This window comes from Halosimplex aquaticum (assembly GCF_028747785.1).
GTDB lineage: Archaea > Halobacteriota > Halobacteria > Halobacteriales > Haloarculaceae > Halosimplex > Halosimplex aquaticum.
In genome coordinates, this window is record NZ_CP118158.1 from 4,304,521 (window position 1) to 4,318,450 (window position 13,930).

The following is a 13,930-nucleotide window of genomic DNA, read 5'->3' on the forward strand; positions in this document are numbered from 1 at the left end:
GTACGTCCGATGGACCGGCACGCTCCGCGCGCCGAGCGAACGCGTTACCCGGACGCTCAGTTCGCAGGTCGAACCGAACGCGAAATGCAAAGCGAAGTCCACATCGTTCGTCTCTGCTGTCGATGACGGAACGACCCTGGGTCCGACCTCCTGGCTAAAATATTCTTTAGCTAACATATTTCTACACACCGCCCTGACTCCCTGTCGATGACGCCGCCAGACTTCGGCTCCGGAAGCGGGGCGTTGCACGAACTGACCGACGACTGCGGAGTAACCGGCACGACGGCAGATGCCAACGCGCCGACGTTCGACACCGGAACGACCATCGTGGCAGTCACCGCCAGCGACGCGGTGGTGATGGCCGCCGACCAGCGGATGAGCCTCGGCGGGCGCTTCACCGCCAACAAGAACGTCCGAAAGATTTCGCGGGTCCACCCGAGCGCGGCGCTGGCGATATCGGGTTCGGTCGGCCCCGCGCAGGACGCGATCCGGTCGATCCGCGCGGAGGCGGGCCTCTACGAGTCTCGACGCGGGGAACCGATGACCATGCAGGCGCTCTCGCAGACCGCGGGACACATCCTCCGCGGGCTCCCGGTCGCACCGATCCTCGGAGGCGTCGACGACACCGGCGGACACGTCTACGAACTCGACGGCGGCGGGAGCGTCATGGAAGACGCCTACGCGGCCGGCGGGAGCGGGATGCAGGTCGCCTACGGCGTCCTCGAAGGACGGTTCGAACCCGACGCGAGCCGCTCGGAAGCCACCGAAGCGGCGGTCGCGGCGGTCGAAGCCGCGAGCGAGCGCGACACGGCCAGCGGGAACGGCGTGACCGTCGCGACGATAACGAGCGGCGGCGTCGAGATCCAAGCCCTCGACGAAACCGCCCACACTGGTGACGAACACGGCGAGACGGGCGGAACCGGGGAGGTGGCCTGATGCAGTCGAACGACCAGCGGGCGTACGACCGGGGAGTGACGGTCTTCTCTCCGGACGGCCGCCTCTATCAGGTCGAATACGCGCGCGAGGCGGTCAAGCGCGGGAGCCCAGTGGTCGGCGTGACGGCCGACGACGCGGTCGTCTTCGCCGCCCACGGTCGGCCCCGGTCGCCGCTGATGGAACCGGCCAGCATCGAGAAGGTCCACGACGTAGACGGCCGCCTGGGGATGGCGTCGGCGGGTCACGTCGCCGACGCGCGCCGCCTGGTCGACTACGGCCGGCAGTTCGCCCAGCGCGAGCGGTTGCGCTACGGCGAGCCGCCGGCGGTCGAACCGGTCGCGAAGGCCGTCGCCGACCGGATCCAGGAGTCGACCCAGACCGGCGGGACGCGGCCGTTCGGTGCGGCGCTGCTGGTCGGCGGCGTGGTGGAATCTGAACCGCGGCTCTACGAGATCGACCCCTCGGGGACGCCGACCGAGTGGCGCGCGACGGCGGTCGGTGAGGGAAGCGAGGCCATCCGTAGTCACCTCGAAGCCGAATACGCGGCCGAGTCGGACGGCGGCGCCGGCGTCTCGCTCGCCCTGTCGGCGCTCGACGAGGGGACTGACGACGGGCTACGTGCTCGGGAAATAGACGTCGCCGTGCTCGACGAGGGCGGATACGAGGCGCTCAGTCGCGATCGGCGCGCGACCGCGCTTGAGGACGCGGACCTCTCGTCGGCGTCCTGAGACCAGCCCGACCGGTTCAGGCAGTAACTTCTCCGGCCCCACTCAGGCGGAGGCCCCTCCGGTGCCGCTCTCCTCGCCCCGCGTGTGATCGCCACCGGGCGACCGCTCGGAGCCGGATTCGGCGTCCCCCTCACCGATAGATTCGGGATCCGAAGCGCTCCCAGTTCCGTTGGAGTCGTCGTGACCCGTCCGCCGGTGATCCACGACGCTGCCGTCGCCGGCGACGTAGCAGACCAGGTCGTCGCCGTCGAGTCTGACGCTGACGACCACGCACCACGGGTCGCGAGACACCACACGTTCGCGCCACTCGCTGCCGACGTTCCAGATGGGCCGGTCGCGCACGTCGCGTGCGTGGTCGTGGTAGAACGAGACGACCGCCGGGTGGTCCAGCAGCGTGAGCGCGACGGGACAGCGCAGCGCCGCGCCGCAGGCCTCGCACTCGAAGGCGGTCTGCACAGGGACGTGCCCCGCTTCGTCGCGCGACGGTAGGTCGTCGATCGACGCCGGTTCGACCCCCACCGAGACCGACCCGGCGCAGTCCGGGCAGACGCCGTCGCCGAACGACTCGATGCGTCTGCGGTGGTGGGCGTCGAGGGCGGCCGGGAGGTCGTCGGCGTCGTGGCTCGCGTACCCGCTCGGCGGGAACGACAGCCGCAAGAGCGGCGACTCGCAGCGCGCACAGCGGATCTCGGTGACGTTGTCGACGGCGTCGGCGCGCAGTCCCGTCTCGCCGCAGAACGGGCAGTCGTCGTCCAGTTCGATGGGGTCGCGGTCGACGCTGCTGGTGTAGGTCCCCGCGTTGAGAGCGCGCGCTGCCGAGCGACCGGCGTCTGTCAGCTCGTAGCGCTCGTCGCCGCGCTGTCGGACGAACCTGCCGGTGAGCTGGCGGAGGTGGTAGGCGAACCCGGCGGAGGTGTCCTCGTCCGTCGCGTCGAACAGCTCCGAGAACGAGCGCGGCGAATCGTCGTCGAGCGCGCGAACGACGTCGAGACGCGTCTCGCCACCGAGGGCGCTGAACACGTCGCTCGGGGCCGTCGCGTCCGTCTCGACTGCCGTCGCCGGCTCGTCCGCGGACCCGCCGGTGGTCCGGGTGGCGTCGCGTCGCTCGGCGGTCATGTCACGGTACTGCGTGCCACGGCCGTTTGAACCTGTCGTCCGTGGCGATCGCTGCGACGGCGGGTGACCGGGTGTGCAGAAATCTTGGAACGGGCACCGGCCTTATTACCGGCGGGCCGAAAGAGCCGGTATGCTCGCGGACGAGTTCGGTCGGGAGGTGAGTGGCGTGCGGGTCTCGCTGACCGATCGGTGCAACTTCGACTGCGTCTACTGCCACAACGAGGGCCTGGGCGACACCCGCGGCCCCATGGCGCCCCGCGAGCACGAGATGGGGACCGACGACGTGGTCCGCTTCCTGGAGGTCGTCGCGGAGTTCGGCGTCGACTCGGTGAAGTTCACCGGCGGCGAACCGCTCCTGCGGGAGGACGTCGAGGAGATCGTCCGCCGCACGCCCGACGAGATGGAGGTCTCCCTGACGACCAACGGAACGATGCTCCCCGGCCGCGCCGAGAGTCTGGTGGACGCCGGGCTCGAACGCGTGAACATCTCACAGGACGCGCTCGACCGGGAGACGTTCAAACAGGTCACCCAGGCCGGCGCCTACGACGCCGTGATGGACGGGGTCGACGCCGCGCTGGAGGCGGGGCTGGCGCCGGTCAAGCTCAACATGGTCGTCTTCGAGCAGACGGCCGGCTACGTCCCCGAGATGGTCGAACACGTCGCGGCGAACGAGGGGCTGCGCCTCCAGCTCATCGAGTACATGCCGGAGATCGCCGGCCACCCCGAGTGGGCCATCGACATCCAGCGCGTGCACGACTGGCTAGCGGAGCAGGCAGCCCACGTCGAGCGCCGCGAGATGCACGACCGCAGGCGCTACTGGGTCACTCCCGAGGGGAGCGACGCCGACGGCGACGACCTCCGGGGTGACGACGGCGCGGTCGACGAGTCCCGGGCGGGCATGGTCGAGATCGTCGACCCCGTCGAGAACCCGACGTTCTGTGCGAACTGCCATCGCGTGCGCGTCACGCACGAAGGGTACCTGAAGGGCTGTCTCAATCGCAACGACGACCTCCGGCCGATGGGCGAGATGACCCGGCCGGAGATCCGCGAGGCGTTCCGCGAGACGGTCGCGAACCGCGTCCCCTTCTACGGCGAGTACGTGGTCGAAGTGGACGGCGAGTGGGTCGTCAACGACGACTACGTGGACGCATCGGTGAGCGGAGACCCCGTCGAAGGCGCACCGGCGGACGACGGCGACACCAACCCGCCGTCGGACGAGACCGCCGCTCGAAGCGACGACTGACGGAACCGCGCCGACGGCGCGGCGCCCGATTTTCGCGCTTGCGGACTTGCCGCGTGCAAAACCCTCAATGACTTCAGTACCGTCGATCCGCTGTGAGCACGTACCAGCCGGCGTCGTGTAACATCGGTCGGCGACAGCGCAAGCGGCGTCTCGCCGTCGCGGTTGCGGCCTTCGCCGCGGCGGCCGTCTACGTGGGGGCCGTCGCTGGCGGCTTCCTCCCGCGACCGTTGCTCGTCGGCGTCTTCGCGCCGCTCGCCGTCGGTTTCGAGTGGGCCATCCAGGCGTCCACCGGGTTTTGCGTCCGGCTCGCCCTGCTCAGTCGCTACGACTTCCGGACGAGCGGCGACGGCGAGGCGAGCGGGGCGGTGAGCGACCCCGCCCACCGCAGAGCGGACCGGGAGTACGCCGCCAAGCTCACGATCGCGGGCGCCGTCCTCGCGGGCGTGACCACCGCGCTCGCGTGGGTCGCGGTCTGACTGCCGTCTCTCCCGTCCCGACGCCATCCTCTCCCGCTGCGTCCGCGAACGCGTCGACGCAGTAGCCGTGACGGAAGCCCGTCATCGGCGGCCGGCCGACCGGCGGAGTGGTCTCTCGGCCGGATCAGGGTCGGCGGAACGTGTAGGACACCTCGTCGCCGCGCTCCGCGCGGAGTTCGCCGGCCTCGTGGTCGAAGACGAGCCGGTCGGGGCGGCCGGCGAACTCGTGGAGGGGCATACCGGTCTCGACTCGACCGTCCGGCAGGACGGTGACGTGCGTGACGCCGCGGAACTGGGCGACTAACGCGCCGTCGTCGCGTTCGGCCACGGATCCGGCGCCCGCGAACCGTTCGAGGTGTCGCCGGAGGGTCTCGCGGTCAGCCGGGTCGACCGTCTCTCGGTCGCTGTCGGTCACACCGGAACTCCGTCGCGAACGGACTAAGCAGTGGCGCCGATACGGGGCGGGTCCGTGCAAGGAGTTCACGCGGGGGGAGCACTTCGTGACGTTTAAATAGGGCCCAGTAGGTAATTCAGATACGCTCGTGCAGGGGCGCCGGGTCCCGAGTCCCACGCGACCGAATGCGTGAGGGCGGTAGTATACAACCGCACGCGGCAAGTGCGTGTCGTGGTAGCCAAGCCTGGCCCAAGGCGCAGGGTTGCTAACTCTGTGGCGTACAGCCTCCGGGGTTCGAATCCCCGCCACGACGCTCACACTCGAATCACAGACACATGAGTGCAGAAGACCAAGACCCGGACGGAGCGGATGACGAGGAGGATATCCGCTATTTCGTCCGAATCGGCCAGACCGACCTCGACGGCACGAAGTCCGTCGAGCGGTCGCTCACCGACATGAACGGCATCGGCCATCGCGCGGCCCGCATCATCGCCGAGGAGGCCGGCATCGACCGCCGCGCCGTCTTCGGGAAACTCGACGAGGAGGACATCGACGAGATCGTCGACCTCGTGGAGGGCTTCGCCGAGGAGGCGCCCGAGTGGCTCACGAACCACCGGAACGACTTCTTCGCGGGCGAGACCACCCACGAGACCGGCAACGACCTCGACCTCACTCGCCGGCAGGACATCAACCGCATGAAGATGATCGACTCCTACAAGGGAGCCCGACACAAGCGCGGACAGAAGGTCCGCGGTCAGCGCACGAAGTCCACCGGCCGCTCGGAGGGGACCATCGGCGTCAACGTCGAGGCGATCAAGGAAGAGCAGGCTGAAGCCGCCGAAGCAGAGGGGGATGAGGAGTAATGGCGCTCGGTAGCAACACCAAGTTCTACGAGACGCCCAACCACCCCTACCAGGGCGAACGGATCAGCGAGGAGTCCGGCCTCATCGGCCAGTACGGCCTCAAGAACAAAGAGGAGCTCTGGCGCGCTCAGTCCGAACTGCGCGCGTACCGCCGCGAGGCGCGGAAGCTCCTCGGCCAGACCGACTCCGAAGGCGCGGCCAAGGAGACCGAGGAGTTCCTCGGTCGCCTCAAGCGCATCGGCGTCCTCGACGAGACCGACTCGCTGGACGACATCCTGTCGCTCGACGTGACGGACATCCTCGAACGGCGACTCCAGACGGTCGTCTACCGGAAGGGGCTGGCCAACACGACGCGCCAGGCCCGGCAGTTCGTCAGTCACGGGCACGTGACGGTCGAGGGGCAGCGCGTCACCCGCCCGTCCAAGAAGATCACCGTCGACGAGCAGGGCGCCGTCGAGTTCGACGAGAACAGCCCGCTGACGGACGAACTGCACCCGGAACGCGCGGAGGAGCAATAACATGAGCGAGACACAGGACGACAAGTGGGGCGTCGCCCACGTGCACGCATCGTTCAACAACACGATCATCACGATCACCGACGAGACGGGCGCCGAGACGCTCGCGAAGTCCTCGGGCGGGACCGTCGTCAAGCAGAACCGCGACGAGGCGTCGCCCTACGCCGCGATGCAGATGGCGGAGGTCGTCGCCGAGGAAGTCCAGGCCCAGGGCGTCGAGGGCGTTCACGTCCGCGTGCGCGGTCCCGGTGGCAACCAGCAGACCAACCCCGGACCGGGCGCGCAGGCGACCATCCGAGCGCTGGCGCGAGCCGGCCTCGAGATCGGTCGCATCGAGGACGTCACCCCGATCCCCCACGACGGCACTCGCGGTCCCAAGAACGCAGGATTCTAACGATGCAGGACTACGAGGTCGAGTTCGTCGAACGCGGCGACCGGGACGCGCGGTTCCTGGTGCGGGGGATCACCCCCGCGTTCGCCAACGGCATCCGCCGCGCGATGATCGCGGACGTCCCGACGTTCTCCATCGACCAGCTGCGCGTCGTGGAGAACTCGAGCGTCATGTTCGACGAGCAGATCGGACTCCGACTCGGGCTGGTGCCGCTGACCACGCCCGCAGGCGAGTTCGAGGTCGGCGACGAAGTGACGCTGGCGCTCGACGTCGAGGGACCGAGTCGTGAGGAGACCACCGAGACGGTGACCGCCTACTCGGGCGACATCGTCAGCAGCGACGAGATGGTCCAGCCCGCCGACGACAACATTCCGATCATCGACCTCAAGGACGGTCAGCGGCTCGAAGTCGAGGCCGACGCGGTGCTCGACCGCGGCCGCGAACACGCCAAACATCAGGGCGGCGTGGCCGTCGGCTACCGGCACCTGCAGCGGGTCAACGTGGTCGGTGAGAAAGGCGAGTTCGCCGACGACGACCCCCACATCCTGCGCGGGGTCATCGAGGAAGACGGCGAGCTGATCCCGACCGACGAGTTCGACAACGACCTCACGAACCGCTACCCCGGCAAAGAGGTCGAGGTCGAGGACGTTCCGAACGCCTTCGTCTTCAGCGTGGAGACCGACGGGTCGCTGACGGTCGAGGAACTCGTCACCCGCGCGATCGACTCGCTGCGGGACCGCGCGGACGAACTGCGCGAATCGGTTCAACTGTAACGATGAACGACACCCCTCAGACCCACGACGTTCGCATACCGTCGCCGGAGTGCTCCGGCGGCCGCGAGCGTCCCGCTCGTCCGGCTGCAAACGCGCGGACGGAGGGTCGATCCGGGGCCCGGATCGAAAGCGGTTTGAGGGGGCCGACGAAACAACGAATCGCGAGCAGGGATAGCCAAGTCAGGCCAACGGCGCAGCGTTCAGGGCGCTGTCCCGTAGGGGTCCGCAGGTTCAAATCCTGCTCCCTGCACTTTTCTAGGAGAAACGTATGAGCAAGAGCAATCCGAGACTCAGTAGCCTCATCGCTGACCTCAAGGCGACCGCCCGCAACTCGGGCGGCGACGTCTGGGGCGACGTGGCCGAGCGCTTAGAGAGTCCGCGGCGCACCCACGCCGAAGTCAACCTGGGCCGCATCGAGCGATACGCCCAGGAGGACGAGACCGTGGTCGTGCCCGGCAAGGTGCTCGGCAGTGGCGTCCTGCAGAAGGACGTCACCGTCGCCGCAGTCGACTTCTCCGGGACCGCCCGGACGAAGATCGACCAGGTCGGCGAGGCAGCAACGCTAGAACAGGCACTCGAAGACAACCCCGACGGTTCCGACGTACGGGTGATCCGATGAGCCTCGCCGAATTCGACGCCGACGTGGTCGTCGACGCGCGAGACTGCATCCTCGGTCGCGTGGCCTCGCAGGTCGCCGAGCGCGCGCTCGACGGCGAGCGCGTGGCGGTCGTCAACGCCGAGCGCGCGGTCATCACCGGTAGCGAAGACGACGTCATCGGGACGTTCGAGACGCGCCGACAGCTCGGTTCGGACCGCGGTCCGGCCTACCCGAAGCGCCCCGACGGCATCATGAAGCGGTCCATCCGCGGCATGGTGCCCTACAAGACCACGCGCGGTCGCGAGGCCTTCGAGAACGTCCGCGTCTACATGGGTAACCCCTACGACGAGGACGGGGAGGTGCTCGAGGGCACGTCGCTGGACCGGCTATCGAACATCAAGTTCGTCTCGCTCGGCGAGGTGAGCGAGGCGATCGGAGCGAACAAAACATGGTAACGAACACCTCAGGAAAGAAGAAGACGGCCGTGGCCCGCGCGACGGTTCGCGAGGGCGAGGGCCGCGTGCGTATCAACGCACAGCCAGTCGAGTTGACCGAGCCGGAGCTGGCACAGCTGAAGATGCTCGAACCGTTCCGCCTGGCCGACGACGAGCTCCGCGACGGCGTCGACATCGACGTGGACGTCCAGGGCGGCGGCGTCATGGGGCAGGCCGACGCGGCCCGCACCGCGATCGCCCGCGGCCTCGTCCAGCACACCAACGACGCCGAGCTCCGCGACGCGTTCATGGAGTTCGACCGGTCGCTGCTGGTCAACGACGTCCGTCAGAGCGAGTCCAAGAAGTGGGGCGGCCCCGGCGCACGGGCCCGTTACCAGAAGTCCTACAGGTGATCTCGCCATGATGGTCCCGGTCCGGTGTTTCACGTGTGGTAACGTCGTCGGCGAGCACTGGGAGGAGTTCAAGGCTCGCACCCGCGAAGCCGACGAGCCAGAGGATCCGGAGAAGGTCCTCGACGAGCTCGGCGTCGAACGGCACTGCTGCCGGCGGATGCTCGTCTCGCACAAGGACCTGGTCGACATCGTCGCACCCTATCAATGAGTCAGTCGTACAACCGCTACGAGAAAGCACGCATCATCGGCGCGCGAGCGCTGCAGGTGGCCTACGGGGCGCCGGTCCTCGTCGACAGCGAGCAGACCCAGCCCATCCTGATCGCCGCCGAGGAGTACGACTCCGGCGTGCTGCCATTCACCGTCCGGCGGGGTGAGGACGCGTGACGCTCGTCACCGACGTCCGTCTGCGCCGGGTGCTCGACTCGCGGGGCAACCCGACGGTCGAGGCCGACGTGCTGACCGAGGAGGGCGGCTTCGGCCGCGCGGCCGCACCGAGCGGTGCTTCCACGGGCGAGTACGAGGCCATCGAACTGCCGGCCAGCGAGGCCATCGCGAAGGCCCGCGAGGACGCGGTGCCCCGACTCGTCGGGGAGGTCCACGCGGGCAACCAGCGCGAGGTCGACGCGGCGCTGCACGCGGCCGACGGCACCGACGACTTCTCGTCGATCGGCGCCAACAGCGCGGTCGCCATCTCGATGGCGGCCGCGAAGGCCGGCGCGAGCGTGGCCGGGATGCCGCTGTACCAGCACCTCGGAGGTACCTTCCGGGGCAACTCCTTCCCGATCCCGCTCGGGAACGTCGTCGGCGGCGGCGAACACGCCGCGGACGCGACGGACATCCAGGAGTTCCTCTCGGTGCCGGTCGGCGCGCCGTCGGTCTCGGAGGCCATCTTCGCCAACGCGGCGGTCCACCAGAAGGTCCACGACATCCTGATCGACCGGGACGTCCCCAGCGGCAAGGGGGACGAGGGCGCGTGGGCGCCCTCCATCGACGACGCGGAAGCGTTCGAGATCATGGACGAGGCGACCAAAGCGGTCGCCGACGAGGTCGGCTTCGAGATCCGCTTCGGGCTGGACGTGGCCGCGGCGGAGATGTACGACGAGGACGAGGGCGGCTACGTCTACTCCGACCGCGTGCGCTCCACCGAGGAGCAGGTCGAGTACATCGCCGACCTCGTGCGCGAGTACGACCTCAAGTACGTCGAGGACCCGCTCGACGAGGACGACTACGAGGGCTTCGCCGACCTCACCGAGCAGGTCGGCGACCGGACCCTGGTCTGTGGCGACGACCTGTTCGTGACCAACACCGGCCGGCTGGGTGACGGCATCCAGCAGGGCGCGGCCAACAGCATCCTGATCAAGCCGAACCAGATCGGGACGCTGTCGGACGCGTTCGACGCCATCGAACTGGCGGTCGAGAACGCCTACGGCCACGTGGTCTCCCACCGGAGCGGCGAGACGGAGGACACCACGATCGCACACCTCGCCGTCGCGACCGACGCCCCGTTCATCAAGACGGGCGCGGTCGGCGGCGAGCGCACCGCAAAGCTGAACGAACTCATCCGAATCGAGGACAACGCAGTATGAGCGGAAACGAAAACGAAGGCCTCGACGCCGCGGAATCCGACGTCGACCCCGAGGTCGACGAGGAAGAAGCGGCCACCGAGGCAGAGACTGAGGAATCGGCCGCTGGGGCCGACGACGTGGCCGAGGAAGTCGAAGACGAGGCGGCCGACGAGGCCGACGAGGGGCCGGCCCTCGACGAGGACGTCATGCCCGACGACGAGGCAGACCTCCTCATCCCCGTCGAGGACTACCTCGCGGCAGGCGCCCACATCGGTACCCAGCAGAAAACCAAGGACATGGAGCGGTTCATCCACCGCGTCCGGACGGACGGGCTGTACGTGCTCGACGTGAGCATGACGGACAAGCGCATCCGGACGGCCGCGGACTTCCTGGCGAACTACGACCCCGAGCAGATCCTCGTGGCGTCGTCGCGCCAGTACGGTCGCTTCCCGGCCGAGAAGTTCGCCGACGCCGTGGGCGCCCGCGCCCGCACCGGCCGCTTCATCCCGGGCACGCTGACCAACCCCGACTACGAGGGGTACATCGAGCCGGACGTCGTGGTCGTCACCGACCCCATCGGCGACGCCCAGGCCGTCAAGGAGGCCATCACCGTCGGCATCCCGGTCATCGCGATGTGCGACTCCAACAACCAGACGTCCAACGTGGACCTGGTCGTCCCGACCAACAACAAGGGTCGCAAGGCCCTGTCGGTCGTCTACTGGCTGCTGGCCAACGAGACGCTGGACCGGCGCGGCGCCGAGCCCAGCTACTCGCTCGACGACTTCGAGACCGAGATTTAACGGCCGCTTTTCCGAATTTCCGGTCTCGCAGACTACCCATCGAACAGCGACGCGACTCGCCGATCGTTCGCGGCCGCGAACTGTCGACGGTCACGTCTGGTCTGAACCAGTCGACCGCCGACGGCCGCGCAAGCTATTACCGCGCGCAGTCCCGAGAGCGTGGCATGGACAGCCGTGACAGCGCGGCGTTCCGGTGGGGCGCGACGGCGGTGGTGTGGCTGCTCGGAATCTTCGCGGTCGCGCCGCTCGTGGGCGGGCACCCGATCGCGGTCGCCGCGCAGGTCGTGATCGAGGTCGCACCGGGCCCGGTCGCGACGGTGGCCATCGAGACGCTCGGCGGGCTGGCGCAGCCGGCGCTGATGGCCGGGATCGGGATCCTCGCGGTCGCTACCGCGGCCGGGATCGCCGCCTTCGCCGAGGGCTACGGGACGAACCGCCGCCAGCAGCGGCTGCTCGTCCGTGCGGTGACTGTGGTCGTCGTGGTACTCACCGCGGCGGGCTTTCGCGCGGCGGGCGACGGGATCGTCTGGCGGTGGACGCTCGCGACGGCGATCGCGCTCGCGGGGCCGGCGCTCCTCCGCGTCTTCCGCGAGGGAGGACGGCCGACCGTCGGCCGACGACGCACGCTCCGGAACCTCGGCGGCGCCGCGGGCGTCGCGGTCGGCGGCGGACTCGCGGCGCGCTCTATCGGCGGCACGCGGACAGGCGAGGGTCCCGACCCCGGCGAGTCGCTCGACGCGGTCGCCGAGAAGCGCGCGGGGACGACCACCCCTGACTCGGGTTCGGCGGCGACGCCAGTCGCCGACCGGGGCGCCGTCGAGAACCGTCGAGAGGTAGAGAACGTGGTGGTCTCGGTCGCCGACACCAACGCCGACTTCGGCTACGAGTTCACGGGGATGCCCGCGGCGGTCGGGAGCGCCGACGATCACTACGTCGTCGACAAGGCCGTCTCGAACCCGAACGTCGATGCGGGGCGGTGGTCGCTGTCGGTCCGCGGCGCCGTCGCGGAGCCGTTCGAACTCGATCTCTCGGCGCTCCTCACCCACGCCGCGGCTCGCGACATGACCGTCACGACGGCCTGTATCTCCAACGTCGTCGGCGGCGACCTCATCAGCACAGCCGAGTGGCGAGCGGTGCCGGTCCGCGCGTTGCTGGCGGAAGCGGGCGTCGCCGACGGGGCCGTCGACGTCGTGACGCGGGCGGCCGACGGCTACACCGAGGCGATCCCGTGGGAGGTCGTCCGCGACCGCGAGGACGTGGTCCTCGCCGTCGGGATGGACGGGCGGACCCTCCCGAAAGCACACGGCTTCCCGGCGCGCCTGTTGATCCCCGGCCGGTACGGCATGAAGTCGACCAAGTGGGTCGAGGCGATCGAGGTCAGCACCGGCGACCACGAGGGGTACTGGGAGGCCCGCGGCTGGGTCGAGGAAGCGGTCGTCAACACCCTCTCGTCCGTCCGCGCGGTCCAGCGCCGCGGCGACCGGGTGGCCGTCGGCGGGGTGGCTTACGCCGGCCGCCGCGGGATCGACCGCGTCGAGGTGAGCCTCGACGGGGGCGACTCGTGGGCGGACGCGGCCCTCGAAGATCCGCCCTCCACCCACGCGTGGCGGCGCTTCCGGCTGGTCGCCGAGTCGCCCGACTCCGGGCCGAAAGACGTCGTGGTCCGCGCGACCGACGGCGAGGGGAACCGCCAGACCCGCGAGGAGACCGGTCCTCATCCCGGGGGATCGACGGGGTGGCACGGCGTGACCGTCTCGCTGTGAGGGTCACGCCGCCGCGGGCGCACTACCTGTCGAACAGAGTAGCAGTTTTAAGCCCCCAGTGGGTCAACGAGTGGACATGGACGAAGGAAACACCTTCCTCAACGCACTCGTGGGCGCGGTCGTGACAGCAGTTTCCGCGAGCTTCATCCCCTTCTCCCCGGTGTTAGGCGGGGCGCTGGCGGGCTACTTCCAGGGCGGCACTCGTTCGGACGGGCTGAAAGTCGGTGCCATCTCGGGCGCCATCGCGCTCGTCCCGGTGGTCGCCGTCCTATTCCTAGTCCTCAGCTTCCTCGGATTCGTCTCCGTCGGGAGCGGTGAGGGCGTGTTCCCCTTCGCTATCGGCGGGGTGATCGTGGTGTTCGTCTTCGTGGCGCTGGCCGTCTACACCGTCGGACTGAGCGCGCTCGGCGGCTGGATCGGCAACTACGTCAAGTACGACACCGACGTCGACCTCTGACCCATGGCGACCGGTCGGGGCGACGACGGTGACCGCTCCGGCCCGGAGACGCTCGAACCGACTGCCGACCACGCTCGCAGCGGCCCGCTGTGGGACGCCGGCCACGGTGCACTCCTCGCACTCGCTCTCTCGGTGATACCGTTCTCGCCGGTCGCCGGGGGCGCCGCGGCCGCGTTCCGCGGAGAGACCGGGTATCCCGGCGGGATCGGTCTGGGGCTGCTCGCCGGCGTCTTCGCGTCCCTCCCGCTCGCGCTCGTGCTGGTGCCCGCGCTCCGGGTGGTCGCGTGGCTCGGGGTGGGCATCTCGCCGTCCTCCCCCGCGTACGGTCTCTTCCTCGGTCTCGTCGCGGCGCTGTTCCTGGCGTACACGGTCGGGCTGTCCGCAGTCGGTGGAGCTGTGGGCGTCTGGGCCCGCCGACACACCGACTGGAACCTCGATCCGGGTCGCTGGCTGTAGCGTCGGCGT

Annotated in this window: 20 protein-coding genes and 2 tRNA genes; 20 read left to right on the plus strand and 2 right to left on the minus strand. The window is 69.3% G+C overall.

The genetic code is table 11. From position 1 onward, the window contains the following. Positions 1 to 207 precede the first annotated feature (207 nt). Together PSC72_RS21205 and PSC72_RS21210 are read left to right on the plus strand one after the other, a co-directional pair. Positions 208 to 936 carry an Ntn hydrolase family protein gene (locus PSC72_RS21205; protein WP_274323418.1) on the plus strand — a complete coding sequence of 243 codons (729 nt, stop codon included), beginning with the start codon at positions 208 to 210 and terminating at the stop codon, positions 934 to 936. Further along, positions 936 to 1,664, plus strand: coding sequence for an archaeal proteasome endopeptidase complex subunit alpha (locus PSC72_RS21210; protein WP_274323419.1), 729 nt, complete (start codon positions 936 to 938; stop codon positions 1,662 to 1,664). The genes PSC72_RS21205 and PSC72_RS21210 overlap by 1 nt, the downstream gene beginning before the upstream one ends. A gap of 42 nt (positions 1,665 to 1,706) precedes the next feature. Here the strand turns inward: PSC72_RS21210 and PSC72_RS21215 are convergent, their stop codons facing one another. Beyond that, positions 1,707 to 2,780 carry an ArsR/SmtB family transcription factor gene (locus PSC72_RS21215; protein ID WP_274323420.1) on the minus strand — a complete coding sequence of 358 codons (1,074 nt, stop codon included), beginning with the start codon at positions 2,778 to 2,780 and terminating at the stop codon, positions 1,707 to 1,709. A 130-nt stretch (positions 2,781 to 2,910) separates the two neighbouring features. On the opposite strand from PSC72_RS21215, the gene moaA reads away from it, so the two are divergent. Both moaA and PSC72_RS21225 read left to right on the plus strand, forming a co-directional pair. Beyond that, on the plus strand, positions 2,911 to 4,023 hold the full coding sequence (gene moaA, locus PSC72_RS21220; protein ID WP_274323421.1) for a GTP 3',8-cyclase MoaA: 1,113 nt from the start codon (positions 2,911 to 2,913) through the stop codon (positions 4,021 to 4,023). Positions 4,024 to 4,115: 92 nt separating this feature from the next. Beyond that, entirely contained in the window at positions 4,116 to 4,499 is a 384-nt protein-coding gene (locus PSC72_RS21225; RefSeq protein ID WP_274323422.1) for a hypothetical protein, read from the plus strand. Positions 4,500 to 4,623: 124 nt separating this feature from the next. Here the strand turns inward: PSC72_RS21225 and PSC72_RS21230 are convergent, their stop codons facing one another. Further along, a complete protein-coding gene (locus PSC72_RS21230; protein ID WP_274323423.1) occupies positions 4,624 to 4,914 on the minus strand; it encodes a hypothetical protein in 291 nt (96 codons plus the stop codon). A gap of 207 nt (positions 4,915 to 5,121) precedes the next feature. On the opposite strand from PSC72_RS21230, the gene PSC72_RS21235 reads away from it, so the two are divergent. The 16 genes from PSC72_RS21235 (at position 5,122) to PSC72_RS21310 (ending at position 13,921) form a co-directional block, all read left to right on the plus strand. Continuing rightward, positions 5,122 to 5,206 (plus strand) — tRNA-Ser (locus PSC72_RS21235). 22 nt (positions 5,207 to 5,228) lie between these two features. Then, the gene (locus PSC72_RS21240; RefSeq protein ID WP_274323424.1) at positions 5,229 to 5,756 is read left to right on the plus strand and encodes a 30S ribosomal protein S13; all 528 of its coding nucleotides are present in this window, start codon (positions 5,229 to 5,231) and stop codon (positions 5,754 to 5,756) included. Then, complete coding sequence (locus PSC72_RS21245; RefSeq protein WP_274323425.1) at positions 5,756 to 6,274, plus strand: 30S ribosomal protein S4; 519 nt, start codon at positions 5,756 to 5,758, stop codon at positions 6,272 to 6,274. Before PSC72_RS21240 ends, PSC72_RS21245 begins: the two co-directional genes overlap by 1 nt. Before the next feature lies 1 nt (position 6,275). Then, positions 6,276 to 6,665 carry a 30S ribosomal protein S11 gene (locus tag PSC72_RS21250; protein WP_274323426.1) on the plus strand — a complete coding sequence of 130 codons (390 nt, stop codon included), beginning with the start codon at positions 6,276 to 6,278 and terminating at the stop codon, positions 6,663 to 6,665. Positions 6,666 to 6,667: 2 nt separating this feature from the next. Beyond that, positions 6,668 to 7,435, plus strand: coding sequence for a DNA-directed RNA polymerase subunit D (locus PSC72_RS21255; protein ID WP_274323427.1), 768 nt, complete (start codon positions 6,668 to 6,670; stop codon positions 7,433 to 7,435). Positions 7,436 to 7,600: 165 nt separating this feature from the next. Further along, positions 7,601 to 7,685 (plus strand) — tRNA-Leu (locus tag PSC72_RS21260). A gap of 18 nt (positions 7,686 to 7,703) precedes the next feature. Continuing rightward, positions 7,704 to 8,054 (plus strand): 50S ribosomal protein L18e, encoded by a 351-nt coding sequence (locus PSC72_RS21265; RefSeq protein ID WP_274323428.1) that lies wholly within the window; start codon positions 7,704 to 7,706, stop codon positions 8,052 to 8,054. Continuing rightward, entirely contained in the window at positions 8,051 to 8,488 is a 438-nt protein-coding gene (locus tag PSC72_RS21270) for a 50S ribosomal protein L13 (RefSeq protein WP_274323429.1), read from the plus strand. Before PSC72_RS21265 ends, PSC72_RS21270 begins: the two co-directional genes overlap by 4 nt. Next, entirely contained in the window at positions 8,482 to 8,880 is a 399-nt protein-coding gene (locus tag PSC72_RS21275; protein ID WP_274323430.1) for a 30S ribosomal protein S9, read from the plus strand. The genes PSC72_RS21270 and PSC72_RS21275 overlap by 7 nt, the downstream gene beginning before the upstream one ends. Before the next feature lie 7 nt (positions 8,881 to 8,887). Then, on the plus strand, positions 8,888 to 9,088 hold the full coding sequence (locus tag PSC72_RS21280) for a DNA-directed RNA polymerase subunit N (protein WP_274323431.1): 201 nt from the start codon (positions 8,888 to 8,890) through the stop codon (positions 9,086 to 9,088). Beyond that, positions 9,085 to 9,264 carry a DNA-directed RNA polymerase subunit K gene (locus tag PSC72_RS21285; protein ID WP_274323432.1) on the plus strand — a complete coding sequence of 60 codons (180 nt, stop codon included), beginning with the start codon at positions 9,085 to 9,087 and terminating at the stop codon, positions 9,262 to 9,264. Before PSC72_RS21280 ends, PSC72_RS21285 begins: the two co-directional genes overlap by 4 nt. Further along, positions 9,261 to 10,466, plus strand: coding sequence for a phosphopyruvate hydratase (gene eno / locus PSC72_RS21290; protein ID WP_274323433.1), 1,206 nt, complete (start codon positions 9,261 to 9,263; stop codon positions 10,464 to 10,466). Before PSC72_RS21285 ends, eno begins: the two co-directional genes overlap by 4 nt. Continuing rightward, entirely contained in the window at positions 10,463 to 11,245 is a 783-nt protein-coding gene (gene rpsB / locus PSC72_RS21295; protein WP_274323434.1) for a 30S ribosomal protein S2, read from the plus strand. The genes eno and rpsB overlap by 4 nt, the downstream gene beginning before the upstream one ends. A 164-nt stretch (positions 11,246 to 11,409) precedes the next feature. Continuing rightward, a complete protein-coding gene (locus PSC72_RS21300; RefSeq protein ID WP_274323435.1) occupies positions 11,410 to 13,008 on the plus strand; it encodes a molybdopterin-dependent oxidoreductase in 1,599 nt (532 codons plus the stop codon). Between the two features lie 76 nt (positions 13,009 to 13,084). Further along, on the plus strand, positions 13,085 to 13,465 hold the full coding sequence (locus tag PSC72_RS21305; RefSeq protein WP_274323436.1) for a DUF5518 domain-containing protein: 381 nt from the start codon (positions 13,085 to 13,087) through the stop codon (positions 13,463 to 13,465). A gap of 3 nt (positions 13,466 to 13,468) precedes the next feature. Next, positions 13,469 to 13,921, plus strand: a complete 453-nt coding sequence (locus tag PSC72_RS21310; protein WP_274323437.1) for a DUF5518 domain-containing protein — start codon at positions 13,469 to 13,471, stop codon at positions 13,919 to 13,921. The last annotated feature ends 9 nt before the right edge of the window (positions 13,922 to 13,930 follow it).

Excerpts from the sequence above, each read along its gene's own strand:
- PSC72_RS21305 (WP_274323436.1), top strand. The coding sequence starts at position 13,085 with ATGGACGAAGGAAACACCTTCCTCAACGCACTCGTGGGCGCGGTCGTG.
- PSC72_RS21275 (WP_274323430.1), top strand. The coding sequence starts at position 8,482 with ATGGTAACGAACACCTCAGGAAAGAAGAAGACGGCCGTGGCCCGCGCG.
- PSC72_RS21280 (WP_274323431.1), top strand. The coding sequence starts at position 8,888 with ATGATGGTCCCGGTCCGGTGTTTCACGTGTGGTAACGTCGTCGGCGAG.
- PSC72_RS21265 (WP_274323428.1), top strand. The coding sequence starts at position 7,704 with ATGAGCAAGAGCAATCCGAGACTCAGTAGCCTCATCGCTGACCTCAAG.
- PSC72_RS21310 (WP_274323437.1), top strand. The coding sequence starts at position 13,469 with ATGGCGACCGGTCGGGGCGACGACGGTGACCGCTCCGGCCCGGAGACG.
- PSC72_RS21205 (WP_274323418.1), top strand. The coding sequence starts at position 208 with ATGACGCCGCCAGACTTCGGCTCCGGAAGCGGGGCGTTGCACGAACTG.
- PSC72_RS21245 (WP_274323425.1), top strand. The coding sequence starts at position 5,756 with ATGGCGCTCGGTAGCAACACCAAGTTCTACGAGACGCCCAACCACCCC.
- moaA (WP_274323421.1), top strand. The coding sequence starts at position 2,911 with ATGCTCGCGGACGAGTTCGGTCGGGAGGTGAGTGGCGTGCGGGTCTCG.
- PSC72_RS21215 (WP_274323420.1), bottom strand. The coding sequence starts at position 2,780 with ATGACCGCCGAGCGACGCGACGCCACCCGGACCACCGGCGGGTCCGCG.
- rpsB (WP_274323434.1), top strand. The coding sequence starts at position 10,463 with ATGAGCGGAAACGAAAACGAAGGCCTCGACGCCGCGGAATCCGACGTC.
- PSC72_RS21270 (WP_274323429.1), top strand. The coding sequence starts at position 8,051 with ATGAGCCTCGCCGAATTCGACGCCGACGTGGTCGTCGACGCGCGAGAC.
- PSC72_RS21250 (WP_274323426.1), top strand. The coding sequence starts at position 6,276 with ATGAGCGAGACACAGGACGACAAGTGGGGCGTCGCCCACGTGCACGCA.
- PSC72_RS21285 (WP_274323432.1), top strand. The coding sequence starts at position 9,085 with ATGAGTCAGTCGTACAACCGCTACGAGAAAGCACGCATCATCGGCGCG.
- PSC72_RS21255 (WP_274323427.1), top strand. The coding sequence starts at position 6,668 with ATGCAGGACTACGAGGTCGAGTTCGTCGAACGCGGCGACCGGGACGCG.
- PSC72_RS21300 (WP_274323435.1), top strand. The coding sequence starts at position 11,410 with ATGGACAGCCGTGACAGCGCGGCGTTCCGGTGGGGCGCGACGGCGGTG.
- PSC72_RS21210 (WP_274323419.1), top strand. The coding sequence starts at position 936 with ATGCAGTCGAACGACCAGCGGGCGTACGACCGGGGAGTGACGGTCTTC.
- PSC72_RS21240 (WP_274323424.1), top strand. The coding sequence starts at position 5,229 with ATGAGTGCAGAAGACCAAGACCCGGACGGAGCGGATGACGAGGAGGAT.